Consider the following 25,498-nt stretch of genomic DNA (forward strand, 5'->3'; position numbering starts at 1 on the left):
AGCTCTTCCGCCTGACAGAAGCCGTCTTGTGGAGCCGATGCAAGCCTCACGACCCTGTTTCCAACCACGGCACGCGGGGCGGCGACGCCCCGCCGACAGGGACGGGAACCCCATGCCTCACATGACCGCCTTCGCAAGGAACCAGTGGTACGTCGCCGCCTACAGCCATGAGGTCGGGCGCGAGTTGCTCGGCCGGACGATTCTCGGTGAGACCCTCGTGCTCTACCGCACGGAGGAGGGGACGCCGGTCGTCCTGCACGACCGGTGTGTGCACCGCCGCTACCCGCTGTCCGAGGCCCCGACCCGCCTCGACGGCGACCGGATCGTGTGCGGGTACCACGGGTTCACGTACGACACGACCGGTACGTGTGTGTACGTGCCGGGGCAGAAGCGTGTCCCACGGACGGCGCGCGTGGCGTCGTACCCCGTCGTCGAGCAGGACTCCCTGATCTGGGTGTGGATCGGCGACCCGGCGCTCGCGGACCCGCGGAGCATCCCGCGGGCCAGGCACCTCGACTCCCCCGGCTGGGTCACCGTACGCGGCATGGAACCCATCGACTGCGACTACGGCCTCCTCGTCGACAACCTCCTCGACCTCTCCCACGAGACCTACCTCCACGGCGGCTACATCGGCACCCCCGAGGTCGCCGAGACGCCGATCACCACCGAGGTCGACGAGGGCGCCGGCATCGTCCGGGTGAGCCGGCACATGGACGATGCCGAGTGCCCGCCGTTCTACGCCAAGTCGACCGGCATCAAGGGCCGCATCACCCGCTGGCAGGACATCGAGTACCACGCCCCGTGCCTGTACCTCCTGCACAGCCGGGTCGCTCCGGTCGGGGTCGTGCCCGAGGCGGACGGCAGCGACCCGAACGGGTTCCACACGGAGGTGACGTACGCCATCACGCCGTCCGGCGACGGCAAGGTGTACGACTTCTGGGCGGTCTCGCGGGACTGGGCGACGGACGACGACGAGGTCACCGAGTTCCTGCGGAGCAACAACCACACGGTGGTCATGCAGGACGTCACCGCCCTCAACCTGCTGCAGAAGACCCTCGGCACCGAGCGCCACGGCTACCAGGAGCTGAGCATCAACATCGACACGGGTGGCCTCGCCGCCCGGCGCATTCTCGCCCGGCTGGTCGAGGAGGGCGCGAAGCCGATGGAGAAGGTCCAGTGACCGGTCCGACCGGCGAGGTCTATCGCATCGACTGGCTCCCGGGCACCGACATCCTGCACGGCACCTGTCACTGCGGCCGCGAGCACACCGCGCAGGACCCGGTGGAGATGTGGGAGTGGATGCTCGCCCATCCCCAGGGGCACTCCTCGGACGAGTCGCAAGGAAACAGTTCATGACCGGGTACGAAGCCGAACTGGTCGTCGAGCGCCGGGAGTTCGCAGCGGACGGCGTGCTCGCCCTCACCCTGCGCCACCCGCTGGGCGAGCAGCTTCCGGCCTGGGAGCCCGGAGCCCACATCGACGTCGTCCTCGGGCCGGAGCTGGAGCGGCAGTACTCGCTGTGCGGCGATCCGGCGGACCGGACGCGGTGGCGGATCGCCGTCCTGCGGGAGCCGGACGGGCGGGGCGGTTCCGCCCGTGTGCACGAGCAGGTGGGGCAGGGCGACAAGGTCCGGGTGCGCGGTCCACGCAACCACTTCCGGCTGGAGCCCGCTCCCCGCTACCGGTTCATCGCCGGCGGCATCGGCATCACCCCGATCCTGCCGATGCTGGCCGCGGCCGAGGCGGCGGGCGCCGAGTGGACGCTGCTGTACGGCGGGCGCACGCGCCGGTCCATGGCGTTCACCGCGGAGTTGGAGCGGTACGGCGACCGGGTCACGATCGCCCCGCAGGAGGAGACCGGCCTGCTGGATCTGGCCTCGGTGCTGGGCGCCGTGCCGGACGGCACGCTCGTCTACTGCTGCGGTCCCGGGCCGCTGCTCGACGCCGTCGAGGAGCGGTGCCCGTCCCGGGCGCTGCATGTCGAGCGGTTCCAGCCCAAGGAGCAGTCGGGCGGGGACGACGGGGAGTTCGAGGTCCGGCTGGACCGCAGCGGCCTGACGCTCACGGTCGCGGCGGGCGTCTCCGTGCTGGACACGGTGCGGGCGGCCGGAGTCGAGGTGCTCTACTCCTGCACCGAGGGCACCTGCGGGACCTGTGAGACGGACGTCCTCGACGGCACCCCGGACCACCGGGACTCCGTGCTCACGCGGGAGGAGCAGGAGAGCGGCGAGACGATGATGATCTGCGTGTCGCGCTGCCGCGGGAAGCGACTGGTCCTGGATCTGTGACCCGTCCCTAATCCGTGACCCGTCCCTGATCCGTGCCCTGTCCTGGATTCGTGATCCTGAGGTCGGTCTCGATCCGGGCGACGGTCGTCAGCAGGTGCGGCAGCAGGTCGCGGCGCACGGAGTCGACGGAGTTGCGGCCGGCGTGCACGGCGATGTTGACGGCCGCCACCACCTCGCCGTCCCGGTCCCGCACCGGGGCGGCGACCGACCTCAGCCCCTCCTCCAGTTCCTGGTCGACGACGGCGTAGCCCTGCCGGCGGACGCGGCGCAGCTCCGCCCGCAGGGCGTCCGGCGCGGTGAGGGTGCGGGCGGTCAGGGGCTTCAACTCGGTACGGCCGAGCCGGACTTCGACCTCCTCGTCCGGGAGATGGGCGAGGATCACCCGGCCCACCGACGTCACATACGCGGGGAAGCGGGTGCCCACCGTGATGGACGCGGTCATGATGCGGCGGGTCGGCACCCGGGCGACGTACACGACGTCGTCGCCGTCGAGGACGCACAGCGACGACGACTCCCGTACCTGCGCGACGAGTTGCTCCAGATGCGGCTCGGCGATCTGCGGCAGCGTGTAGCCGGCGAGGTAGGAGTAGCCGAGTTCCAGCACGCGCGGAGTGAGGCGGAAGAGCCGTCCGTCCTGGTGGACGTAGCCGAGGTCGGCGAGGGTCAGCAGCAGGCGGCGGGCGGCGGCGCGGGTCAGGTCGCAGGTGTGCGCGACCTCGCTGAGCGTGCGGGCGGGATGGTCCGCGTCGAAGGAGCGGATGACGGCGAGGCCGCGCTCGAAGGACCTCACGAAGTGCGGTGCGCGGGCTTCGGCGGACATCGCCACCTCCAGAAGTGTCAAGCGTTTGAGGTTTCTACCTTCCCGCTGAGCAAGTCCGCGCACTACTGTGCGCCTTGCGCACAACCTGTCGGAACACCGTTGCACCGTTGTCTGTACAGGAGGAGCCATGCGTCGTCTGTCGGCCGGTCTCAGCGCCGGCGTCCTGCTGCTGGTCGCGACGGCCTGCGGCTCGTCCGACGGCCCTTCGCCGGCGGCGGGCGCGTCGTCCGGTGGTGTCACCACCGTCAAGCTCGGCCTCATCCCCATCGTCGATGTCGCGCCGCTGTACCTCGGCCAGAAGAAGGGCTTCTTCGAAAAGCAGGGCCTGAAGCTGGAGTTCACGACCGCTCAGGGAGGTGCGGCGATCGTGCCCGGCGTGGTCAGCGGGCAGTTCCAGTTCGGGTTCAGCAATGTGACGTCCCTGATGGTCGCCCAGACCAACGGCGTTCCCGTGCAGGCCGTCGCCAACGGCATCGCTTCGACGGGCGTGCGGGGCAAGGACTTCAACGGCCTCATGGTCCGGAAGGACAGCCCCGTCAAGTCGCCGAAGCAGCTTGAGGGCAAGAAGGTCGCCATCAACACCCTGAAGAACATCAACGAGACCGCGGTCCGCCAGGCGGTGCGCAAGGACGGCGGCGACCCGGACAAGGTGAAGCTCGTCGAGATGGCCTTCGACCAGATGCCCGCCGCCCTCGACGGCGGCCGGATCGACGCCGCGTGCGTGGTGGAGCCGGCGACCGCCACCATCAGGAGCCAGGGCGGCCGGGAGATCGCCTCACCGCTGATCGACGTCGCGCCACAGCTCACCGTCGCCCTCTACTTCACGTCGAAGCAGTACGCGCAGCAACACCCGGACGTGGTCAAGAAGTTCCAGACAGCCACCGCCGAGTCCCTGGCCTACGCCGAGGCCCACCCGCACGAGGCCCGGCAGATCGTCACGACGTACACCAAGATCCCGGCGTCGGTCCTGGACCGGGTGACCCTGCCGAAGTGGCCGGCCGAGCCGAACCGCTCCTCCATCGAGGCGCTCATGAAACTCGGCGAGGAGGACGGCCTGTTCAAGAAGACGCCCGACCTGGACGCGCTGCTGCCGTGAAGGACGGACGGATGAGGGGCGGGAACGTCGCACTCGGTGCGGCCGGGCTCGCGGCCTTCCTCGCACTCGGCGAGGCGGTACCGCGGCTCGGCCTGGTCAAGCAGGTCTACTTCCCGCCGACGAGCCGGATCGCCGGAGCGCTCGTCGACGAGGTGAGCGATTCCGCGTTCTGGAACGCCCTCGGCGACACCCTCACGGGCTGGGCGCTGGGCCTCGCCATCGCGGTCTGCGCCGGAGTCGTCGCGGGCGTGGCCGTCTCCGTCGTGCCGTACCTGCGCGAGGCGACGGCGTCGACGATCGAGTTCCTGCGCCCGATCCCGTCGGTGGCGCTGATCCCGCTCGCGGTGCTGCTCTACGGCACCGAACTGAGGTCGGTGCTCGTGCTGGTGGTGTACGCCTCCTTCTGGCAGGTGCTGATCCAGACCCTGTACGGCGTCCAGGACGTCGACCCGGTCGCCGAGGAGACGGCACGCAGTTACGGCCTCGGCACCTGGGCGCGGGTCCGCCATGTGCTGTGGCCGACGGCCCTGCCGTATGTCATGACCGGGGTGCGGCTCGCCGCCGCGGTGGCGCTGATCCTCGCGATCACCGCCGAACTCGTCATCGGCGCACCGGGGTTGGGACAGCGGATCGCGGTGGCGCAGACCTCGCAGGCGGTGCCGGAGATGTACGCGCTCATCGTCGTCGCGGGACTGCTCGGGCTGCTCATCAACGTCGGCGCGCGGACGGTCGAGCGGCGGGCGCTGGCCTGGCACCAGTCGGTGCGCGGGGAGGTGGCGGTGTGATCGGGCGCCTGCTGCTCAGGCTGTTCTTCGTCGTCGCGCTGCCCGTGGTGCTGGTCGCCGTGTGGTGGGCGGCGTCCGACGGCAGCACGGACCCGTTCTGGCCGCCGCTGCGGACGATCCTCGACACCTTCCCGGACGTCTGGACGGTCGACCGGCTGCGCACGGACGTCGTACCGAGCCTCCTGCGCCTCCTGGGGGGCTTTGCGACGGCTGCCGTGGCCGGTGTCGCGCTCGGCACGGTGATCGGCTCCTACCGGCGGGTGCGCGCGGTGTGCGAGCCGGTCCTGGAGTTCCTGCGGGCCGTGCCGCCGCCCGTGCTGGTACCGGTCATCATGCTGTTCGCGGGCATCGGCGACACCATGAAGATCGTCGTGATCGCGAGCGGCTGCGTCTGGCCCATCCTGCTCAACACCGTGGAGGGCGTGCGCGCGGTCGACTCGGTGATGCTGGAGACGGCCCGCTCCTACGGCGTCACGGGGATCGCCCGCCTGCGCCATCTGGTGCTGCGCTCGGCGAGCCCGCAGATCTTCGCCGGGCTGCGCCAGGCGCTGTCCCTCGGCATCATCCTCATGGTCATCAGCGAGATGTTCGCCGCCAACAACGGCATCGGCTTCACCGTCGTCCAGTTCCAGCGCAGCTTCGCGATCCCCGACATGTGGACCGGGATCCTCGTCCTCGGTCTGCTCGGCTTCCTGCTCTCCGTCGTCTTCCAGCTGGTCGAGCGCCGGGTGCTCGGCTGGTACCACGGTCTGCGCGCCACCACCCGGCGGTCCTGAGTGAGCATGATGAAGGGGCGGTCCATGCTCGACGTACGCGGCCTGAAGAAGGTCTACGAGGGTTCCGGGCGGCGCGTGGAGGCGGTGCGCGATCTCACCTTCACCGTCGACGCGGGTGAACTGGTCTGTCTCGTGGGCCCGTCGGGCTGCGGCAAGACGACGCTGCTGAAGTGCGTGGGTGGTCTGCTTGCGCCGACCAGCGGTGAAGTCCTGTTGGAGGGGCGGAGGGTGAATGGTCCGCCACCCGGGATGGCGTTCGTCTTCCAGGAGTACGGGCGCAGCCTGTTTCCCTGGATGCGGGTCGGCGAGAACGTCGAACTGCCTCTCAGGCAGAAGGAGTTGAGCAAGGGGCGGCGCCGGGAGCTGGTGCGGGACGCCCTGGAGTCGGTGGGGCTGGCGGATGCCGTCGGGGCGTATCCGTGGCAGCTGTCCGGCGGTATGCAGCAGCGGGTCGCCATCGCCCGGGCGCTGGCGTACGAGCCGCGTGTGCTGCTGATGGACGAGCCGTTCGCGGCGGTGGACGCGCAGACGCGGGCCGATCTCGAGGACCTGGTGAGGGGGCTGTGGCGGGAGCGGGGGATCACGATCCTGTTCGTCACCCATGACATCGACGAGGCCGTGTATCTCGGTGAGCGGGTGATCGTGTTGTCCGCGTCGCCGACTGTGGTGCGGGAGCAGTTGAAGGTGGATCTGCCTGCGGAACGGGATCAGCTGCACACGCGGGTGGATCCTCGGTTCGCGGAGTTGCGGACGCATGTGTATGAGCGGATTCAGGCCGCGAAGCGGGGAGCGCGCTAATGGGGCGCCGCCCACAAGCCCCGTACATGGCCCAGGTGGCGGGTCATCACCTCTCGTACGGCGTCCTCGTCCCGTGCCAGCAGAGCGTCGAGGAGTTCCAGGTGCTCCTCGGCCGACGCCTGCAGGCGTCCCGCCTCCACCAGCGCCGTCAGCCCGTACAGGCGGGAGCGGCGCCGCAGGTCCCGTACGACCTCCACCAGATGGCCGTTGCCCGCGAGGGCCAGCAGCCCGAGATGGAATCTCAGGTCGGCCTCGACGTAGGCGACGAGGTCGCCGGTCGCGGCTGAGGTGACGATCTCCTCGGCCACCGGGCGCAGGGCCTGAAGGGCGGTGGGGTCTGCCGTGGCCGCCAGGCCGACCGTGGTGGGGATCTCGATGAGGGAGCGGATGTGGGTGTACTCGTCGAGCTGCTTCTCGGAGACGGCGGTGACCCGGAAGCCCTTGTTGGGCACGGTGTCGACCAGGCCCTCCTTGACCAGATCCAGCATGGCCTCGCGCACCGGGGTGGCCGAGACGCCGAAGCGGGCGGCAAGGCCGGGCGCCGAATGGACTTCGCCCGGCCGCAGCTCGCCGGCGATCAGCGCGGCCCGCAGGGCGTCCGCGACCCGCTCCCGGTGGCTGGGCTTCCTGCCGCCCAGCACGGGCAGGTCGGGGATGTGCTGCGGGGCCACGACGGTCGCTCTCCTTCGGTCACCGGACATCATGCGCCCGCCTAGAGTACGAACCCGGCCGGGAACGGGTCGGACGGGTCGAGCAGATACTGCGCGGTGCCGGTGATCCACGCGCGTCCGGTGAAGCTGGGCAGGACGGCGGGCATGCCGGCGACCTCCGTGGTGCCGAGGAGGCGGCCCGTGAACCGGGTCCCGATGAAGGACTCGTTGACGAACTCGGTGTGCAGGGGCAGTTCACCGCGGGCGTGCAGCTGCGCCATCCGTGCGCTGGTGCCCGTGCCGCAGGGTGAGCGGTCGAACCAGCCGGGGTGGATCGCCATGGCGTGCCGGGAGTGCCGGGCGGTGGCGCCCGGGGCGATCAGGTGGACGTGGTGGCAGCCGCGGATGGACGGGTCCTCGGGATGGACGGGTTCCTCCTCGGCGTTGATCGCCGCCATGAGGGAGAGGCCCGCCTTGAGGATGTCGTCCTTGCGGGAGCGGTCGAAGGGCAGCCCGAACTGGTCCAGCGGCAGGATGGCGTAGAAGTTGCCGCCGTACGCCATGTCGTATGTCACCGTGCGTCCGTCGGGCAGGGTGATCTTGCGGTCCAGGGCGACGGAGAACGACGGCACGTTCCGCAGGGTGACCGCCTTCGCGGCGCCGTCCTCCACGGCCACCTCGGCGACCACGAGCCCGGCCGGGGTGTCGAGCCGGACGGTGGTGACCGGCTCGACGACCTCGACCATGCCGGTCTCGACGAGCACGGTCGCCACACCGATGGTGCCGTGGCCGCACATCGGCAGATAGCCGGAGACCTCGATGTAGATCACACCCCAGTCGCAGTCGGGGCGGGTGGGCGGCTGCAGGACGGCGCCGCTCATCGCCGAGTGGCCGCGCGGCTCGTTCATCAGGAGCTGCTTGATGTCGTCGCGGTGCTCGCGGAAGTACAGGCGCCGCTCGTTCATGGTCGCGCCGGGGATCGTGCCGATGCCGCCGGTGATGACGCGGGTGGGCATGCCCTCGGTGTGCGAGTCGACGGCGTGCAGGACGAGTTTGCTGCGCACGGTCCGGTCTCCTTTGCGGTGAGCGCGAGGTCGGTTACGCGAGCCCTGCGGCGACGGCCTTCTCGGTGGCGGCGCGGATCGTGGCCTCCTGCTCCGGCAGCAGGGGCACCCGCGGTGGACGGCAGCGTCCCCCGTGCCGGCCCACGATGTCCATGGAGAGCTTGATCGCCTGGACGAACTCGACCTTGGAGTCCCAGCGCAGCAGCGGGTGCAGCTGCTCGTAGAGCTTCCTGGCGGTGCCCAGGTCACCGCCCACGGCCGCCCGGTACAACTGAGCACTCGACCTCGGCAGCGCGTTCGGGTAGCCGGCGACCCAGCCTTTGGCGCCGGCGATCGCGAGCTCCAGCAGGACGTCGTCGGCACCGATCAACAGGTCCAGTCCGGGGGCGAGTTCGGCGAGCTGGTAGGCGCGACGGACATCGCCGGAGAACTCCTTGACCGCGTGGATGTACCCCTCGCCGTGCAGCTTGGCGAGGAGTTCCGGCACGAGGTCGACCTTCGTGTCGATCGGGTTGTTGTACGCCACGACCGGCACGCCCGCTTGCGCGACCTCGGCGTAGTGCGACAGCACCGACCGCTCGTCGGCGCGGTAGGCGTTCGGCGGCAGCAGCATCACGGACGTACAGCCCGCGTCCCGGGCCTGTTCGGCCCAGCGCCGGGACTCGGCCGAGCCGTAGGCGGCCACACCGGGCATCACCCGCGGCCCGCCGATCGCGGCGACGGCCGTCTCCACGACCTTCGCGCGCTCCTCGGGGGTGAGGACCTGGTACTCCCCGAGAGAACCGTTCGGCACGACGCCGTCACAGCCGTTCTCGACGAGCCAGGCGCAGTGCTCGGCGTACCGGCCGTAGTCGACCCGGAGGTCGTCGTCGAGCGGGAGGGCGGTGGCGACGAGGACGCCGCGCCAGGGACGGTTCTCGGTGGTGGTCATCTGAGTTCCCTCTCAGTGGCGTGTGACATTGTATTGGCAGGCGAGGCGGCCGACGGCCGCGGCATCAGGGCCTGGGCGGGCTGTCCGGGCTCCCGGCTACGGAACTTCGGCGTCGCCGTCCGTGCTCTCCCTTGCCCGCGCGAGCACCCCGAGCGGCACCGGCCGAGCGAAGGGCCGACGCGCCGGAGTGAGCTCGCACCCGGCGAGCCCCGCGACCGCCGGCCCGCACATCCGTCCCTGACACCAGCCCATCCCGGCCCGGGTCAGCAGCTTCACGGTCCGCGCGTCACCGGCGCCCAGCTCCGCGACGGCCGCACGGATCGCACCGCCGGTGACCTCCTCGCAGCGGCAGACGACGGTGTCGTCGGTGATCTGCTCGGGCCAGTGGGCCGGCGGGGCGTACACCGGGTCGAGTGCGGCGAAGAAGGCGCGCAGCCGCGTCCGGCTCCGGGCCGCGGCCGCCCACTCCCGCGGGTCGGGCCGGGCTCCGCGCAGGCGGGCGGCGGCCGATCGCCCGGCGATGTGCCCCTCGGCGAGCGAGAGGGCGGCGCCCCCGATGCCGGTGGCCTCCCCGGCGGCCCAGACGCCGGGCACATCGGTGCGCTGCTCCTCGTCGACGTGCACGGCGAGTCCGTCCAGGCGGCAGCCGAGGGTCTCGGCGAGGTCGGTGTGCGGCAGCATGCCGTGGCCGACGGCGAGGGTCTCGCAGGGGATACGGCGCCCGGTGCCGGGCCTGACCCGCCCGTCGGCGTCGAGCGCGGCGACGGTCACGGCCTCCAGCCGCCCGGTGCCGTGCGCCTCGACGACGGTGTGCCGGGCGAGGAGCCTGATCCGGTGCCGCAGCAACCGGGCCGCGTATTCGGCGCCTTCGGCGACTTTGCCGGGCTGGGCCGCCAGCGCACGGGTGCGCCGTGCCAACGCCTTCGGATCGGCGGACTCCACGAGCGCGGCCACCTCGGCGCCGGCCGCGGCGAGCCCGGTCGCCACGGGGAGCAGCAGCGGCCCGGTGCCGGCGACGACCGCGGTGCGCCCGGACAGCGCGAGGCTGCCCTTGAGCATGGCCTGGGCGCCGCCCGCCGTGACGACGCCGGGCAGGGTCCAGCCCGGGAAGGGCAGCACCTTCTCGTATCCGCCGGTCGCGAGGAGCACGGCGTCGACCCGTACTTCGGCCGGGTCCTGCTGTTCGGGGCCGAGCAGCGCGTGCACGGTGAAGCCGCCGTCCGTCCGGCGCTCGACGAGCCAGACATGGTGGTCGGTCGAGTGCCGTACCCGGCCGGCCTGAACGTGGCAGGCCAGCCCGTTCCTCAGCCGCTCCCACGTCCGCCACGCATGCTGCAGGGCCTGCGGTCTGCGGGCGCGCAGGCCGGTGGCCGGCTGCCGGTAGAACTGGCCGCCCGCCTCGGCGGCCGAGTCCAGCAGGGTGACCCGGACGCCGCGGGCAGCGGCGGCGAGGGCCGCGGCCAGTCCGGCGGGGCCCGCCCCGATCACGGCGAGATGCGGCCTGCCCCGTTCGAGGTCGCGGTCGGTCATCGTGCCCCGTCCCCTTCCGCCTCGTGCCCCGTCCCCTCCTGCGTCCGGATCGCATCCCCCGGTCGCAGCGGCACCAGACAGGCCCGCTGGTTCGGACGGTCGTTGACGGTGATCAGGCAGTCGAAGCAGACGCCGATGCCGCAGAAGACGCCGCGCGGGCGGCCCTCGCCCCGGGTGGTGCGCCACGAGGTGACCCCGGCGGTCCAGAGCGCGGCGGCGACCGTCTGCCCGGGCAGCGCCCGGACCTCACGGCCGTCCAGGGTGACCGTGAAGGCCGGGCCCGGGTCGGCGTCGGCCAGGTCCAGGGGGGTTCTCACACGGCCTCCTCGGCGAAGCGGTCGGGGCGGAACGGCGTCAGGTCCAGGTCGGGGGTCTTCGCGGTCATCGCCTGGGCGATCAAGTGGCCGGTGCCGGTGGCGAGTCCGATGCCCGCGCCCTCGTGACCGCAGGCGTGGTGCAGGCCGGGCACGCGGGGGTCGGGGCCGAGGGCGGGCAGGTGGTCGGGCATGAACGGGCGGAAGCCCAGGTAGGCGCGCATCGCGTGGACGTCCGCGAGGAACGGGAACAGCCGCGTGGCGCCCGCCGCCAGTGCCCGTACGACGGGCAGCGAGAACGCCCGGTCGAAGCCGACGCGTTCGCGGCTCGCGCCGATCAGGACCGGGCCCGCCGCGGTGCCCTCCACGACCGGAGAGGTCTGCAGCGCGGCCGAGTCGCTGGCGACGTCGGCCACGTAGTCGGCGGCGTACACCTTGTGGCGGACCTTGCGCGGGAGGGGCTCGGTGACCAGGACGAAGCCTCGCCGCGGGAGGACGGGCAGGTGGACGCCCGCGAGTGCGGCGAGCTCGCCGCCCCAGGTGCCGGCCGCGTTGACGACAGCGGGGGCGTGGAGGTCGCCCCGGTCCGTGCGGACCCCGCGTACCGAGCCGTCCGGCGCGCGGAGGATGTCCGTCACCGTCCGGCCGGTGAACAGGCGGGCGCGCGAGCCGCGGATCAGGTGGGCGGCGGCCAGGGCGGGCATGACCTGGCAGTCCTGGGGGTAGTGGACGCCGCCCGGCAGGCCCGGTGCCAGGTGGGGTTCGAGGTCGTACAGGCCGTCCGGCGCCACCGGCTCCGCCACGACCCCGGCGGCGCGCTGCCCCTCGGCGAACCGCTCGAGCGCCGCGAGCCCGCCCGGCGACGACGCCACGACCACGCCGCCCTTCGCCTCGTACTCGACGACCGCCCCGAACTCGCGCGCCAGCTCGGCCCACAGGCGTCCGGACAGCAGTGCGAGGTCGAGCTCGGGACCCGGTTCCTTGTCGGAGACGAGGAGATTGCCCTCACCGGCGCCGGTCGTGCCGCCGGCCACCGGGCCCCGGTCGACGACGATGACGTCGAGGCCCGCCCGGGCCGCGTAGAACGCGCAGGCCGCGCCCACCATCCCGGCACCGACGACCACGACGTCGCAGGTCGGTCGCTCACTCACGGCAGTACTATGTCACACACCACTGCGGGACGGAATGGTGCGGCGCCAGCGGCATCCCTGCCGTACATGTCCGGTAAGTACTGGTCCCGCCGCGCTGACGGGGCGCCGTCGACGACCTGAACGCCGACGGTGCCCCGTTCAGTTCTCGGTGGCGGGCACCACGCGCAGATGGGCCGCGCTCCGCCGCACCCCGCGCGCCCTGGGCCGGTCACGCCGCACCTCGCGCAGCACCAGCGTGAGCCTGGTGTAGCCCATCTCCTGAAGGGTCCTGGGCGTCTCGTCGACGACCCGGCACTCGGTCGCGCCCCACCGCGGGTCCGGGTGCAGCAGCGGGCGTACGGCACCGTCCTGAGCGACGGCCTGCTCGCCGACCGCGCGGATCCAGTGCGGCAGCCCCTGCCGGTAGGCGGCCTCCATGATCGGGTCCTGGGCGATCTCGCGGCGGATGGCCTGCAGCCCGTGGTCATGACCGTGCCGTTCCACCGCCGCCGCGAACTGCGCCAGCATCGGCAGACACCAGCTGGACTCGTGCTCACCGAGGACCGCGCCGGCATCCGGATGGAAGAGCACGAACCTGAGGAAGTTGTCGTCGGGCATGGCCGTCGGATGTGCGCCCACTCCACCGAAAAGTGACGCGAAAGCGGTGTTGCTCAGAACGACGTCCCAGCGGTGATCGAGGATCACGGAAGGGAAGGGCACGGCCTCCATGAGAGTGGCGTAGTCCCGGAGATACGCCTGGGCCTCGCAGCTGTCGGGGACGGGCCGCGGCACGAACCGCTGCCCACCTGCCTGATATGCCATCGGGAGGTCACCCCTCTTGCCTATGCGGCCTTCACGCGGCGTCTTGATCCTGCTGCCCGGTCCGGACCATGTCAACTATCGTGGCATTCCATGCCTGTTGACGGCTGAAATTGGCCACAGTTGTGGCGAGACCTGGATGTGAGTTCGAACCAGCGGGTAATCTCCACCAAGTTCACGGCAACCGCTTGTGAGAAGCCTGTGAGAGACGTAGGAGATCTGTCGGTGACGGATGGCTTCGAGGGTCCGGGCGCCACCCCGACGGCTGCGCTGCCGGCCGTCGTCGCTCGTGTCACCGCGCTCGCCGACCGGCTCGGCGTGCCGCACGCGGAGGTCTTCGACACCGGCCGCCTGTCCGTGGCCTCCGGCGTCCCGGTGTCCGTGGTCAAGGCACTGCTGAGCGGCCGCCCCGCGGGCGAACCGGACGTCCAGGCCCGCTTCCTGCAGCGCCTGGACCTGCTGCGCCGCACCCGCCTCAAGCCCAACGGCCGCAAGTACACCCAGCAGGAGATCGCCGACGGCGCCGGCATGTCCCGCCAGCAGGCAGGAGCCCTCATCAACGGCGACCGGCGCCCCACCATGGAGCACTGCGACGCCATCCAGCGCTTCTTCCGCGTGCACGCCGGATTCCTCACGGCCGAGGACCCCGAGGCACTCGCGGGCGCCCTCCAGCGCACCGAACAGGACCTGCTCCAGAAGCTCGCGGAACGCGAGGCGGCACAGCCCGCCGACGACCCCCTTGAGAGACTCCTCCAGGACCACGGCGTCCGCGGTATCGCCTGGCGGGCCGCCCAACTACCCACCGACCAGCACCGCGACAAGGTCGCGGAGTGGCTGGACATGCTCCTGGAGAGCGTCAAGCGGCCCGAGTCGTGATGCGGGAGAACGGGAGACCTGTGGGCATCGGTAGGGAAATGCGCCGCCTGTGCGGCGAGTTGGTCGCGGAGCTGACGCTCCCCGCACCCGCGGCGCCGGAGAAGCTGTACGGCGCCCTGTGTGACGCGATGAGCAGACGCCGCGGCCGTCCCGTCCACTTCCGTACGGCCGCCTTCCCGGCCGACACGGCCAGCGGGCTCTGGCTCGACATGGCCGACCAGGACCTGGTCGTGATCGAGGAACGCACCGCACCCGACCACCAGTTGGTGATCCTCGGCCACGAACTGTGGCACATGAAGGCCGGCCACTGCAGCCACAGCGTCGAGGGCGCCACGGTGGCGGCCCGCCTCCTGCACGACGACGCCGACCTGCGCTCGACGGTCCTGAAGGTGGCCGCCCGCAGCCACTTCGACCAGGCCGAGGAGAAGGAGGCCGAGACCTTCGGCCTCTTACTGGCCAGCAAGTGCCGGGCATGGCTGGCGGTGTCCTCGGTACGGGGCCAACGGGACCACCTGGCAGGGCGGATCGAGGCGTCGCTGGGCTACCTGGGGCCGCAATGATGGCTCGGTCGCCTACGGGGCGCCATATGCCGGTGTCGTCGGGACAGTAGCTGTGGGTGGGCCGTTGCTCAGCGTGGGTGTGAGCAGGTTGGACTGCTGACCTGGCTCCCGAGGTACCCGGTCAGGTGGCACTGCGCTCACTGGCCTCCCGCAGATCCCGCTCCACCGCACGGCTGCGAGCCGTGTCCGGCTGCCCCGCCGCTGTTCCCGGGCGGCCCGCCCGCAGCAGCTCGCGCCACGTCTCCCGGCTCCAGGCCGCCGGTGCCGTGCCGCTCGTGAACTCCTCGACCAACGCGACGAACCGGTCCGGGTCGGAGTGGAACGGAAAGTGCCCCGCACCCTCGAAGATCTCCAGCCGGCTCCCCGGCATGGCCTCATGTGCCCCGAACGCGTGCCGCACCGGAACCACGCTGTCGCGGTCCCCCCACAACAGCATGGTCGGCATCCCCTCGGTCAGATAGCAGCGGTCGAGCATGGTCACCACCTGGCCCCGCCAGTCGACGACCGCCCGCAGGGTACGGATGAAGGCGTTGCGCGCGGTCTCGTCGGGCAGCGCGTCGACGAGCGTGAGCAGCTCCGGCGCGTCCTGGCCGAGATCGGTGTCCAACAGCCTCATCAGCCGGACCGCCAGGCCCACTTGAAGCCGCATCCCCGGCAGCCGCAGTGCCGACAGCATCAGATGGGCACCGGGCAGCGAGACCAGCCGCAGCACCGGATTGACCTCACGTCCGACGCCGCCCGCGCTGACCAGGATGAGCCGCTCGGTGCGCTCGGGGAACTGGTAGGCGAACTGCATCGCCACTCCCCCGCCCAGCGAGTGCCCGACCAGCGTCGCCGACTCGATGCCCAGCGTGGTGAGCAGATCGCGCACGCCGTTCGCGTACGCGGCCACCGAGTAGTCGGCGCGCGGCTTGTCCGAGGCGCCGTGGCCGAGCAGGTCGGGGGCGATCACGGTGTGCGTGCGAGCGAGGTCGGGGATGAGCCGGGCCCAGGTGTCGGAGGAGTCCCCGATGCCGTGGATCAGCACCAGGGCCGGCCCTTCGCCGGCCATCCGGAAGGCGCGCCGGTAGCCGTGCACGACGCGGTACTGCAACTCGAGTTCGCCGTCGCCCACCGGACGCAGCCGTACGGCGCGCGCCGGGGGCGGCCCCGGGAAGTCGACCACGCACAAGCCTCCCGCTCCCATGGCCGCCAGGGTGCGGCCGAAAGCCCTTCCTTCCAGCGTAGGGGCAGATTCCCCCAAGGGATTTCGGGGAGGTTTCACCTCCGCTAAGCGGGCGAACCGACGTGTAGCCAAACCCGATTGTCAGTGGTGGGCGGCAAGCTGGTGGTGCGCCCTCATATGCGGGGGCGTGACGCGATGAACGCCGACTTCGGGGAGAGCCGACCGATGCCCACCGCCGTACTGACCGACCGCGAGCGCACCGCCGTCCAGGCTTATCTGCGACTGTTGCAAACAGTACGAGCCGCGTTCGACGGGCCCCCCGGGGCCTGCCGGCCGCCGGTCGTCCCGCCCGCCGTCCTCGCCGAGGCGGAACAGGCCCTGGCGGACGCTGGACTGGCGGGCAACGAGGAGGAGTTCTTCCGGCTGCTGCAGAGCTGGTGCCCCTCAGAGGCGGTGTAGGGCGCCGCGGCCGGGGGTTCAGGTGTGCGGCACGCTCACCGCTGTCGCCACCAGCCCCCGCCGGACCGTCCACCGGCCCTCGAAGAGATCGACCCGGCGGTCGCCCACCCAGGGGCCGGGGACGAGGAGCCGGGCGCGGAAGCCACCGCTGTCCTGCTCACCGGGGTCGGCGAAGACGTCGATGTCGGCCTCGGTGAAGTCCAGCCACTGTCCGGTGAGGGGGAACCATGCCTTGTAGACGGACTCCTTGGCACTGAACAGGAGCCGGTCCCAGTGGATGCCGGGGCGGTCGCCGGCCAGGCGGCGCAGCCGGTCCGCCTCGGCGGGCAGGGAGACGGCCGGGAGGACGCCCTCCGGGAGTGTCTGGTGGGGTTCGGCGTCGATGCCGAGGGAGGCCAGGTCGGCGGCGCGCACCAGTGCGGCGGCGCCGTAGCCGTCGCAGTGGGTCATGCTGCCGGCGAGGCCGGCCGGCCAGGCGGGGGCGCCGCGTTCGCCGGGCAGGATGGGCTGAGGCGGCACGCCGAGCTTCTCCATGGCGCGTCGGGCGCAGGCGCGTACCAGGGCGAACTCCCGGCGTCGCTTGGCGACCGCCTGGACCACGACGGCCTCCTCCTCGGGGTACAGCACGGCGTGGGGGAGCTCTTCGTCGCCGTACGCCTCGACGGTGACCACCACGTCCGGCAGCAGTTCCTCGATCAACGGGACCCGTCCTCCCTGGGCACACCGGGCAGAATCCGGCGCAGTCGTCCCGGCGGTTCCGTTCGCTTGCGCCACTCGCGGGGGTAGCCCACCGATACCTCCTCGAAGCGGACGCCTTCGTGCCAGGTGGTCCGCGGGATGTGGAGGTGGCCGTAGACCATGGTGTCGACGCGGAACCTGCGGTGCCAGTCCGCGGTGAGGCGGGTGCCGCACCACATGGCGAACTCGGGGTACCACAGGACGTCGGTGGGGTGCCGGTCCAGCGGGTAGTGGTTGACGAGGACGGTGGGCAGGTCCTCGGGCAGTGCGGCGAGCCGCCGCTCGGTCTCGGCGACCCGGGCGGCGCACCAGGCCTCGCGGGAGGGGTACGGGTCGGGGTGCAGCAGGTACTCGTCGTTGCACACGATGCCGGTCCCGTGCGCGTACTTCAGCCCCTCTTCCTTGGTCGTGCAGCCGGAGGGCAGGAAGGAGTAGTCGTACAGCAGGAACAGCGGGGCGACGGCCACCGCGCCGCCGGGGCCGTCCCAGACGGGGTACGGGTCCTCGGGGGTGGTCACGCCGAGTTCGCGGCACAGGTCGACCAGGTGCTGGTAGCGGGCGACGCCGCGCAGGGTGACGGAGTCCTTCGGGTGGGTCCACAGTTCGTGGTTGCCCGGCGTCCAGACGACCTTGCGGAAGCGGTCGGCGAGGGTTTCGAGGGCCCAGCGGATGTCGGCCACGGTCTCGGCCACGTCACCGGCGACGAGCAGCCAGTCGTCGTCCGAGTCGGGGCGCATCTTCTCGACGAGGGCGCGGTTCTCCTCGTAGCCGATGTGCAGGTCGCTGATGGCCAGCAGCTGTCCGGCACGGCCGGCCGTCGACGTCACCCTCGCCCCTTTCGATCATCCGAATGGAACCACGAGAACACATGGTGTGGTCACGGTACAAGGCGGGATCTCGTCGTCGTCCCGGCAGGCGGTGCCGTGGGGGGGGAGTGCGAGGGATGCGGGGGGTGCGGGGCGGCCGGGACGGTCAGGAATGATCCGCAAATCCGTAACACGTACGTTGCACGCGCCACCCCTTGAAAGCCGTATGATCGCCCCAACACCACCGCTATGAATGCCCCTTCGCACGGGGCGCTTTGGTGTCCCTCCATCCACCCTGCCCGGGCACGGGCCTGCTTCGCCCTGCCCGCGAACCCCGAAAGGACGGCCCTGCATGGTCTCTCGCGTACGCGTCTGGCTCAACCGCACGTACGCGGAGAACGTGTTCTTCATGGATCAGCTGCGGAGAAATCCCAGCGATCGGGCGGTCGAGATCCATGCGACGCACGGGGACGCCGACTCGCCCGTGCTGGCCGCCGCCGACACCGCCGACCTGGAGCCGGAGGGCCTGTCCCCGGCCGGATATGTCGAGTACGCGCTCGACCAGTGCCAGCGCCGAGGCATCGACGTCTTCGTGCCCCGGCTGCACCAGTCGGCGATCGTGGCGCACCGCGCGGAGTTCGAGGCGGTCGGTACGGCGCTGCTGGCGCCTCCGCCTGAGGCCGTGGCGGTCTTCCAGGACAAGGTGATCGCGTACGAGGCCGTGCAGGCGATCGGGGTGCCGGTGCCGCCGTGGTGGCGAGTGCGGACCGCCGACGAACTCGTGGCGGCGGTGGAGGAGTTGGAGGCGGGTGGGCACAAGGCCTGCTTCAAGCCGGCGTCCGGTGCGGGCGGGGTGGGCTTCCGGGTGATCACGCGCTCCCCCTTCTCGATGGTGCACCTGACCGGGTTCCCGACTCCGTATGTGCAGCTGGATCTCGTGGTGGACGCGCTGCGGCGGGCCGACGAGCCGGTGGACTGGCTGGTCATGCCGCGACTGGAGCAGCCGGAGGTGTCGGTGGACTGCCTCACGGGTCCGGACAACCGGGTGCGGCTGGCGATCGGCCGGATCAAGAACGGCCGTCGGCGTGGGTTCACGCTGCACGAGCAGTGGCTGGGGCCGGCGCGGCGGATCGCCGAGGGGTTCGGGCTGCACTATCTGTCCAACATCCAGTTCCGGATGTTCGGGGAGAAGCCCGTGCTGATGGATGTGAACACGCGGCCGGCCGGGGGGCTGCACCAGCTGTCGCTGTGCGGGGTCAACGTGCCTTGGCTGGCTGTGCAGTTGGCGCTCGGCGAGGACCCGGGTGAGGTGGCTCCGCCGTTCCTCGGGCAGGACTACACGGTGGTGTCGGGGCCGCGGCCACTGAGGCCGGTGTCCATTCCACAGCAGCGGACGGAGGCCGAGGAGCCGTTGCTGCCGGCGGTGCCCGCGCCGGCGTCGGTCGATTCGGTCGGGAGCGCGGCGGCCCAGGCCCTGCCTCTTTAGCCCCTCCGGTATGGACCAATCCTGGCCTCAACGCTTGACAGCGGGATTGGTCCATACCAACTTGGTCTGCGCACCTCTCAGCACCTCGTGCACTCCCGAACACCCCACATTCCTCAGGGAGATCGCGTGCGCAAACAACCACCCCTCAGACGCCTCGGACGGCGTCTTCTCGCCCTGCTCGGCTCCGCCGCCCTTGCGCTCGCCGGAGCCGTCGCTCTACCCGGTACGGCCCACGCGGCCGACATCCTCTCCAATGCCGGCTTCGAATCCGGCGCCCTCTCCCCCTGGTCCTGCACCGGCAACCTAGGCTCGGTCGTCTCCTCCCCCGTGCACGGCGGCTCCAAGGCCCTTGCGGGCGCGGTGAGTTCGAGTGACAACGCCAAGTGCAGCCAGACCGTCTCCGTCCAGCCGAACACGACGTACAGGCTCAGCGGCTGGGTGCGGGGGTCCTACGTCTACCTCGGTGTGGACGGCGGTGCGTCCACGTGGACGTCGTCGCCGTCGGCGTACGGTCAGCTGACCCTGTCGTTCACGACCGGCGCCGCACAGACCAGCGCCACCGTCTACGTCCACGGCTGGTACGCGCAGGGCACCTACTACGCCGACGACATCAGCCTCGACGGGCCCGGTGGCGGCGGCTCGGACAGCCAGGCGCCGAGCGTGCCGGGCAGCCTGCGGTCCACCGGCAAGACCTCGTCCAGCGTGTCGCTCGCGTGGAACGCAGCCACGGACAACGTGGGGGTGACGGCGTACGACATCTACCAGGGTTCGAGCCAGGTGCTCAGCGTCTCCGGTACGAGCGCGACGGTCAGCGGGCTGTCGCCGAGCACCGGTTACACCTTCACGGTCAAGGCGAGGGACGCGGCCGGGAACGTCTCCGCCGCCTCCAACGCCGTGACCGTCACCACGGACGCGGGCGGCGGTGGCGGCACCGGATTCAAGCAGGCCGCGCCCTATCTGTACCTCGGCTGGGGCGACCCGCCGAGTGCGACGTCGGTGATGAGCGCGACCGGCATCAAGTGGTACACGATGGCGTTCATCCTGTCGTCCGGCGGCTGCAACCCGGCCTGGGACGGGCAGCGTGCGCTGACCGGCGGGAACGACCAGTCCGTCATCAACTCCATCCGCTCCGCGGGCGGTGACATCGTGCCGTCGATCGGCGGGTGGAGCGGCAACAAGCTCGGGCCGAACTGCTCGACCGCCGAGGCTCTGGCGGGGGCGTATCAGAAGGTCATCGACGCGTACGGGCTCAAGGCGATCGACGTCGACATCGAGAACACGGACGAGTTCGAGAACGCGACCGTGCAGGACCGGATCCTGAACGCGCTGAAGATCGTCAAGGCGAACAACCCGGGCCTGCGGACCATCCTCACCTTCGGCACCTCGACGACCGGGCCGACGTACTGGGGCAACCGGCTCATCGAGCAGGCCAAGGCGGTGAACGCCGGCATCGACGTCTTCACGATCATGCCGTTCGACTTCGGCGGCGGTGCCGACATGTACGGCAACACCGTGAACGCGACGGAGGGGTTGAAGAACAAGCTGAAGTCCACCTTCGGCTGGGACGACGCCACCGCCTACGCGCACATCGGCATCTCCGGCATGAACGGCCTGTCCGACCAGCAGGAGAACACCACTCCGGCGATCTGGACCCAGATCCGCGACTGGGCGAACTCGCACCACATCGCCCGCCTCGCCTTCTGGTCGGTCAACCGCGACCGGCCGTGTCCGGGCGGCGGCGTGACGAGCAACTGCTCCGGGATCAGCCAGAACAACTGGCAGTTCACGTCCATCACGGCCGGGTTCACCGGCTGAGGCGACACCCTCCCGGGAATTTTTTTCCGGGAGGGTGTATCAGGGCGCGGACCGCGCGCTCATAGGAGTGAAAGGCAACGGGGGAACAACGGGGGGAGCGCAACAACGGGGGAAACACGGGGGACGCACCACCACGGGGGAAGCACCATCACCGGGGGAACGCACCACCACGGGGGAGCACGGGGGCCCCGGATCGGCCGGCGCTGTCACGGGGGCGGCGGCCGGCCGGTCCGAAGGGGAGCCGCCCGGTCAGAAGCGCCCCGCGCCCCGGTAGAGCTCCAGCTCACCGTCCAGTTCGACCGCGAGCACCGTGGCGTGCGGGTCGAGGTCCGCCGCGGTGGGCGGTTCGATCCAGAGCACGCCCGGCGTTTCGTGCAGGCCTCCGGTGACGCGGTGGGACAGTTCGGTGCCGCTGCCGAGCACCGTGACCCGGCGTACCGAACCGAGCAGTCCGCGGACGTTGATCTCGGCGCGCGGGGCGTCGAAGAGGATCAGGTAGAGGGTGCGGCGGTCCTTGGAGAGGGTGCTGGGGCCGTAGTGGTGGCCGGCCGGGAGGCCGCGCACCGTGCCGTACACCGCCTCCGCGTGCCGGGCGATCCAGTCGCCGAGGCCCTCCAGTCGCTCGACGTGCTCGGCCGGGATGGTGCCGTCCTCGCGCGGTCCGACGCTGAGCAGCAGGTTGCCTCCGCCGCCGATCGTCTCCGCGAAGTAGCGGATCAGCTGGTCGACCGATTTGTGGTTGTGGTCGTGGTGCTGGTGCCCCCAGGAGTCGTTGACCGTCAGGCACAGCTCCCAGGGGCCCTCGGGCGGAACGACCGGGGCGCCCTGTTCGGGCGTCGCGTAGTCGCCCTCGCCGAGCATGCGGGCGTTGAAGACGACGTCCGGGACCTCGGAGCGGATCAGCGCGGCCAGCTCCGGGATGCGCCACTGCTCCTCGCTGCGGTCCCACTCGCCGTCGAACCACAGCAGGTCCGGCTTGTAGCGTGACGTCAACTCGCGGATCTGGCCGTCCCGGTAGGCGAGGAAGCGTTCCCAGGCCTCCAGGTCCTCGTCCTCGGCCGCGACCTCCGAGTAGCGGTTGTCCTCCAGCTCCGGCGGGCGGTCGGGCTTGCGGGTGGAGGCGTAGTCGGGGTGGCTCCAGTCCGAGTGCGAGTAGTACAGGCCGACCTTGAGGCCCTGCTCGCGCAGGGCCTCGGCGTAGCCGCCGATCAGGTCGCGGCCCACGTTCAGGTCGCCGTACGCGGTGTCCCAGAGGGCTACGCCGTCGTGGTGACGGCTGGTCAGGACGGCGTACCCGGCGCCGGCCCGCGCGAAGAGCTTCGCCCAGTCGCGCGGGTCGTAGCGGGAGGCCGTGAAGCGGTCGAGCTGGGACATGTACTGGTCGTACGGGACGATGTCGTCGTAGAACGACCAGGACTCCTGGACGCCGTCGACGGCGTAGATGCCCCAGTGGATGAAGATCCCCAACTTGGCGTCGGTGAACCAGGGTTGCATCGGCACCGGTCAGCTCCTCTCGGTGCGCCGCAGCCGGAGGGTGAGGACCTGGAAGGGGCGCAGCGTGACGGCGACCCCTCCGTCGTCGGTGACGTCCGCGTCCTCCTCCAGCGGGCGCTCCAGCAGGTCGGTCACCTGGGCGCCCGCGAGCGGGAAGCCGGTGCGCAGGACACCGGTCGCGCGGCCGCCGCGGGACTCGTAGAGGCGTACGACGACGTCGCCGGACCGGTCGTCGGCCAGCTTGACCGCCTCGACGGTCACGCCGTCGCCGTCGACGGAGACGACCGGCTCGGGCGCGCCCGCCGCAGCCGCCACCCGCAGGGGCAGGTTCAGGGCGTAGCCCTCGGCGACGGCGTCCTCGATGCTCGCGCCGGGGAGGAGCGCGTAGGTGAAGCGGTGCTTGCCCTGGTCGGCCTCGGGGTCCGGGATGCGTGGGGCGCGGACCAGGCTGAGGCTGACCCTGGTCGTCGTACCGCCGTCCTCGCGGACCGTGCGGGAGACGTCGTGGCCGTACGTCGAGTCGTTGATCACCGCGACGCCGTAGCCGGGCTCGGCGATGTGCACCCAGCGGTGGCCGGAGACCTCGAAGCGGGCCGCCTCCCAGCTGGTGTTGGTGTGGGTGGGGCGCTGGATGTGGCCGAACTGGATCTCGGCGGAGGAGTGCGGGGCGCGGATGTCCACCGGGAAGCCCGCCTTGAGGATCTTCTCGGCCTCGTGCCAGTCGATCTCGGTCTCGAAGTCGATCCGGGGGCTGCCGGCGCGCAGGGTGATCGTCTGGGTGAGCCGCGACCCCTTGCCGAAGGCCCGCTCGACCTTGATCGCCCCGAGCATCGGGTCCTGCTCCACGACGGTCACCGTGTCCGCGTCCAGCAGGTCCGTGTAACGGTTCTTGTAGTGCTTGTCGATGTCCCAGGCGTCCCAGTAGTTGGGCAGGTCCGTGTGCAGGCGGAGCAGATTGCCCTGGTCGGCGAGGACTTCACGGTTCGACCGTAGATCGAAGACGGACGACAGTGTTCCGTCTTCCGCCACCTCGACCCGGACCAGTCCGTTGTCGAGGACACGGCCGTCGACCCGCACGGGCTGCGGGGACTCGATGCCGTCGGCGAGGGGCGCACTGCCGCTCGCGGGCACCCGCACGTACACCGGTGCGCCCTCTGCCGTACGGACCACCTCGGCACGCTCGTACGGGCTCGTGTTGAAGACCCGGGCGTCACCACCGCCCAGCGCGGCCACCGCCTCCGCCGTCAGTGCCTCCAACTCCTCGGCGACACGGGCGTATTCGGCCTCCGCCTCCCGGTGCACCCAGGCGATCGACGAGCCCGGCAGGATGTCGTGGAACTGGTGCAGCAGGACCGTCTTCCACAGGCGGTCCAGCTTCTCGTACGGGTACGCGTAGCCCGGCGCGTGCAGCGCGGCGGTCGTCGCCCACAACTCGGCTTCGCGCAGGCGGTGTTCGGAGCGCCGGTTGCCCTGCTTGGTGCGGGCCTGGGAGGTGTACGTCGCCCTGTGCAGCTCCAGGTACAGCTCGCCGACCCACACGGGGGCGTCGGGGTACTCCTCGCGGGCCTTGGCGAAGAACTCGTCGGGGTGTTCGACGACGACCTTGGGCGAGCCCTCCAGGTCGGCGAGGCGGCGCGCCCGCTCCATGATCTCGCGGGTGGGGCCGCCACCGCCGTCGCCCCAGCCGAAGGGGGCGAGGGAGCGCGTACCGCCGCCCTTCTCGGAGTAGTTGCGGACCGCGCGGTCCATCTCCTCGCCGCTGAAGCGGGCATTGTAGGTGTCGACCGGCGGGAAGTGGGTGAAGATGCGGGTGCCGTCGATGCCCTCCCACCAGAAGGTGTGGTGGGGGAACTTGTTGGTCTGGTTCCAGGAGATCTTCTGGGTGAGGAACCAGTCGTTGCCGGCGAGCTTGGCGAGCTGCGGGTAGGCGGCGGTGTAGCCGAAGGAGTCCGGCAGCCAGACGCCCTTGGTCTCCACGCCGAAGTGCTCGATGAAGAACCGCTTGCCGTGGATGAGCTGGCGGGCGATCGCCTCGCCGCCGGGCAGGTTGCCGTCGGCCTCGACCCACATGCCGCCGACCGGCGCCCACTGGCCCTTCTTCACCGACTCCTGGATGCGGGCCCACACGTGCGGGTAGTTGTCGCGCACCCATTCGTACTGCTGGGCCTGCGAGCAGGCGAAGATGAAGTCGTCGTACTCGTCGGCGAGCGACGTGACGTTGGAGAAGGTGCGGGACGTCTTGCGCTTGGTCTCGCGGATGGGCCACAGCCAGGCCGAGTCGATGTGGGCGTGGCCGACGCCGGAGATCGTGTGGGCGCTGGCGTGGGCGGGGCGGGCCAGGACGGGGGCGAGGACCTCGCGTACGGCGGTGGCACTTCCGGAGATGTCGTCCAGGTCCAGGGTGTCCATGGCCCGGTCGAGGGCGTGCATGATCTCGTGGCGGCGCGGCTCGTGCTCGCCGAGGTGGACCATGAGCTCGCGCAGCACCTGGACGTCCAGGTCCAGGTGCCAGACCTCCTCGTCGAGGACGGCGAGGTCGGCGCGCCGGAAGGTGTACAGGGGCTTGTCGCCCGCCGTCAGGACGTCACCGAGCGGGGTCGGGGACGCGAAGTTGTTCGCCAGGATGTCCGGGTTGGAGGCGGCCTCGACCAGGTAGTCGATCTCCTCGCCGCCCGAGACCGGGTTGCCGACCGGCACGTACTGGTTGAGCGGGTTGACCGCCTTCAGGGGCCGGCCGTCGGGCAGGTGGACCAGGGCCTCGGCCTGGTTGCCGGGCCAGTCGCCGACGAAGCCGAGGTCGATGACCGCCTCGACGCGCCGTCCGGCCCACTCGGCGGGCACCCGTCCACGCATCCGGAACCAGGTCGTGCCCCAGGGCGGGCCCCACGGGGTGTCCATCGCGAAGGGCGTGTACCGGGCGGCCGCGGCCTCCTCGAAGGAGACCGGCTCGCCCGGCGCCTGCCAGGCCTCGACCTCGAACGGGACCGTGGCCGAGTAGATCGCGGGCTTGATGCGCTGGGTGTGGAGGCGCTCGACGCGTTCCTCGATCCGGCGGCGTTCGTCGTGCATCAGGGTCTCCAGGGAGGGAGCAAGCGGAG

General features: G+C 71.1%; 25 protein-coding genes. 12 read left to right on the top strand and 13 right to left on the bottom strand.

Annotation, left to right across the window (positions count from 1 at the left end; translation table 11 throughout):
- The first annotated feature begins 112 nt into the window (after positions 1–112).
- Genes ACIBU0_RS04530 through ACIBU0_RS04540 form a run of 3 tightly spaced genes read left to right on the top strand, consistent with a single transcriptional unit; the run spans position 113 to position 2,288 of the window.
- Entirely contained in the window at positions 113–1,180 is a 1,068-nt protein-coding gene (locus ACIBU0_RS04530; protein ID WP_398811493.1) for a Rieske 2Fe-2S domain-containing protein, read from the top strand.
- Positions 1,177–1,356 carry a hypothetical protein gene (locus ACIBU0_RS04535; protein WP_398811495.1) on the top strand — a complete coding sequence of 60 codons (180 nt, stop codon included), beginning with the start codon at positions 1,177–1,179 and terminating at the stop codon, positions 1,354–1,356. The genes ACIBU0_RS04530 and ACIBU0_RS04535 overlap by 4 nt, the downstream gene beginning before the upstream one ends.
- Positions 1,353–2,288, top strand: coding sequence for a PDR/VanB family oxidoreductase (locus tag ACIBU0_RS04540; protein WP_398811497.1), 936 nt, complete (start codon positions 1,353–1,355; stop codon positions 2,286–2,288). The genes ACIBU0_RS04535 and ACIBU0_RS04540 overlap by 4 nt, the downstream gene beginning before the upstream one ends.
- Positions 2,289–2,295: 7 nt before the next feature.
- Here the strand turns inward: ACIBU0_RS04540 and ACIBU0_RS04545 are convergent, their stop codons facing one another.
- On the bottom strand, positions 2,296–3,108 hold the full coding sequence (locus tag ACIBU0_RS04545; protein WP_398811779.1) for an IclR family transcriptional regulator C-terminal domain-containing protein: 813 nt from the start codon (positions 3,106–3,108) through the stop codon (positions 2,296–2,298).
- 127 nt (positions 3,109–3,235) lie between these two features.
- On the opposite strand from ACIBU0_RS04545, the gene ACIBU0_RS04550 reads away from it, so the two are divergent.
- From ACIBU0_RS04550 to ACIBU0_RS04565, 4 genes are read left to right on the top strand one after another with little or no spacing between them, the layout of a single operon-like run.
- Positions 3,236–4,204 (top strand): ABC transporter substrate-binding protein, encoded by a 969-nt coding sequence (locus tag ACIBU0_RS04550; protein ID WP_398811499.1) that lies wholly within the window; start codon positions 3,236–3,238, stop codon positions 4,202–4,204.
- A gap of 11 nt (positions 4,205–4,215) precedes the next feature.
- A complete protein-coding gene (locus tag ACIBU0_RS04555) occupies positions 4,216–4,989 on the top strand; it encodes an ABC transporter permease (RefSeq protein ID WP_398811501.1) in 774 nt (257 codons plus the stop codon).
- Positions 4,989–5,765 (top strand): ABC transporter permease, encoded by a 777-nt coding sequence (locus ACIBU0_RS04560; RefSeq protein ID WP_398811782.1) that lies wholly within the window; start codon positions 4,989–4,991, stop codon positions 5,763–5,765. The genes ACIBU0_RS04555 and ACIBU0_RS04560 overlap by 1 nt, the downstream gene beginning before the upstream one ends.
- A 24-nt stretch (positions 5,766–5,789) precedes the next feature.
- Positions 5,790–6,563, top strand: a complete 774-nt coding sequence (locus ACIBU0_RS04565) for an ABC transporter ATP-binding protein (protein WP_398811503.1) — start codon at positions 5,790–5,792, stop codon at positions 6,561–6,563.
- Here ACIBU0_RS04565 and ACIBU0_RS04570 read toward each other — a convergent pair.
- From ACIBU0_RS04570 to ACIBU0_RS04600, 7 genes are all read right to left on the bottom strand, one after another.
- Positions 6,560–7,264 carry a GntR family transcriptional regulator gene (locus tag ACIBU0_RS04570; RefSeq protein WP_398811785.1) on the bottom strand — a complete coding sequence of 235 codons (705 nt, stop codon included), beginning with the start codon at positions 7,262–7,264 and terminating at the stop codon, positions 6,560–6,562. The genes ACIBU0_RS04565 and ACIBU0_RS04570 overlap by 4 nt on opposite strands.
- Positions 7,265–7,275: 11 nt before the next feature.
- The gene (locus ACIBU0_RS04575) at positions 7,276–8,277 is read right to left on the bottom strand and encodes a proline racemase family protein (RefSeq protein ID WP_398811505.1); all 1,002 of its coding nucleotides are present in this window, start codon (positions 8,275–8,277) and stop codon (positions 7,276–7,278) included.
- 34 nt (positions 8,278–8,311) lie between these two features.
- Entirely contained in the window at positions 8,312–9,208 is an 897-nt protein-coding gene (locus ACIBU0_RS04580) for a dihydrodipicolinate synthase family protein (protein WP_398811507.1), read from the bottom strand.
- Positions 9,209–9,304: 96 nt separating this feature from the next.
- Positions 9,305–10,738: an FAD-dependent oxidoreductase gene (locus ACIBU0_RS04585; protein ID WP_398811509.1), complete on the bottom strand. Its 1,434-nt coding sequence runs from the start codon at positions 10,736–10,738 to the stop codon at positions 9,305–9,307.
- The gene (locus ACIBU0_RS04590; RefSeq protein WP_398811512.1) at positions 10,735–11,055 is read right to left on the bottom strand and encodes a (2Fe-2S)-binding protein; all 321 of its coding nucleotides are present in this window, start codon (positions 11,053–11,055) and stop codon (positions 10,735–10,737) included. Before ACIBU0_RS04590 ends, ACIBU0_RS04585 begins: the two co-directional genes overlap by 4 nt.
- Positions 11,052–12,203 (bottom strand): NAD(P)/FAD-dependent oxidoreductase, encoded by a 1,152-nt coding sequence (locus ACIBU0_RS04595; RefSeq protein WP_398811514.1) that lies wholly within the window; start codon positions 12,201–12,203, stop codon positions 11,052–11,054. The genes ACIBU0_RS04590 and ACIBU0_RS04595 overlap by 4 nt, the downstream gene beginning before the upstream one ends.
- A gap of 138 nt (positions 12,204–12,341) precedes the next feature.
- Positions 12,342–13,004, bottom strand: coding sequence for a hypothetical protein (locus ACIBU0_RS04600; RefSeq protein WP_398811517.1), 663 nt, complete (start codon positions 13,002–13,004; stop codon positions 12,342–12,344).
- Between the two features lie 222 nt (positions 13,005–13,226).
- On the opposite strand from ACIBU0_RS04600, the gene ACIBU0_RS04605 reads away from it, so the two are divergent.
- Both ACIBU0_RS04605 and ACIBU0_RS04610 read left to right on the top strand, forming a co-directional pair.
- Positions 13,227–13,877 carry a helix-turn-helix domain-containing protein gene (locus tag ACIBU0_RS04605; protein ID WP_398811520.1) on the top strand — a complete coding sequence of 217 codons (651 nt, stop codon included), beginning with the start codon at positions 13,227–13,229 and terminating at the stop codon, positions 13,875–13,877.
- A 38-nt stretch (positions 13,878–13,915) separates the two neighbouring features.
- Complete coding sequence (locus ACIBU0_RS04610) at positions 13,916–14,437, top strand: toxin-antitoxin system, toxin component (RefSeq protein ID WP_398811788.1); 522 nt, start codon at positions 13,916–13,918, stop codon at positions 14,435–14,437.
- 121 nt (positions 14,438–14,558) lie between these two features.
- Here ACIBU0_RS04610 and ACIBU0_RS04615 read toward each other — a convergent pair whose 3' ends face one another.
- Positions 14,559–15,623: an alpha/beta fold hydrolase gene (locus ACIBU0_RS04615; RefSeq protein ID WP_398811523.1), complete on the bottom strand. Its 1,065-nt coding sequence runs from the start codon at positions 15,621–15,623 to the stop codon at positions 14,559–14,561.
- A 204-nt stretch (positions 15,624–15,827) separates the two neighbouring features.
- Between ACIBU0_RS04615 and ACIBU0_RS04620 the strand changes: the two genes are divergently transcribed.
- The gene (locus tag ACIBU0_RS04620; protein ID WP_398811791.1) at positions 15,828–16,061 is read left to right on the top strand and encodes a hypothetical protein; all 234 of its coding nucleotides are present in this window, start codon (positions 15,828–15,830) and stop codon (positions 16,059–16,061) included.
- Positions 16,062–16,079: 18 nt separating this feature from the next.
- On the opposite strand, the gene ACIBU0_RS04625 is transcribed toward ACIBU0_RS04620, so the two are convergent.
- On the bottom strand, positions 16,080–16,760 hold the full coding sequence (locus tag ACIBU0_RS04625; RefSeq protein WP_398811526.1) for a 4'-phosphopantetheinyl transferase: 681 nt from the start codon (positions 16,758–16,760) through the stop codon (positions 16,080–16,082).
- Complete coding sequence (locus ACIBU0_RS04630; protein ID WP_398811529.1) at positions 16,757–17,626, bottom strand: metallophosphoesterase family protein; 870 nt, start codon at positions 17,624–17,626, stop codon at positions 16,757–16,759. The genes ACIBU0_RS04625 and ACIBU0_RS04630 overlap by 4 nt, the downstream gene beginning before the upstream one ends.
- A 331-nt stretch (positions 17,627–17,957) precedes the next feature.
- Here ACIBU0_RS04630 and ACIBU0_RS04635 point away from each other — a divergent pair, with 331 nt between their 5' ends.
- A complete protein-coding gene (locus tag ACIBU0_RS04635; protein ID WP_398811531.1) occupies positions 17,958–19,091 on the top strand; it encodes an ATP-grasp domain-containing protein in 1,134 nt (377 codons plus the stop codon).
- A 126-nt stretch (positions 19,092–19,217) separates the two neighbouring features.
- The gene (locus ACIBU0_RS04640; protein ID WP_398811534.1) at positions 19,218–20,906 is read left to right on the top strand and encodes a carbohydrate binding domain-containing protein; all 1,689 of its coding nucleotides are present in this window, start codon (positions 19,218–19,220) and stop codon (positions 20,904–20,906) included.
- A 249-nt stretch (positions 20,907–21,155) separates the two neighbouring features.
- Here the strand turns inward: ACIBU0_RS04640 and ACIBU0_RS04645 are convergent, their stop codons facing one another.
- Positions 21,156–22,406, bottom strand: coding sequence for an alpha-L-fucosidase (locus ACIBU0_RS04645; protein WP_398811536.1), 1,251 nt, complete (start codon positions 22,404–22,406; stop codon positions 21,156–21,158).
- A gap of 3 nt (positions 22,407–22,409) precedes the next feature.
- Positions 22,410–25,469, bottom strand: coding sequence for an alpha-mannosidase (locus ACIBU0_RS04650; RefSeq protein ID WP_398811539.1), 3,060 nt, complete (start codon positions 25,467–25,469; stop codon positions 22,410–22,412).
- Between the last annotated feature and the right edge of the window lie 29 nt (positions 25,470–25,498).

This window comes from Streptomyces sp. NPDC049627 (assembly GCF_044465645.1).
In the GTDB taxonomy this organism is placed as follows: Bacteria; Actinomycetota; Actinomycetes; order Streptomycetales; family Streptomycetaceae; genus Streptomyces.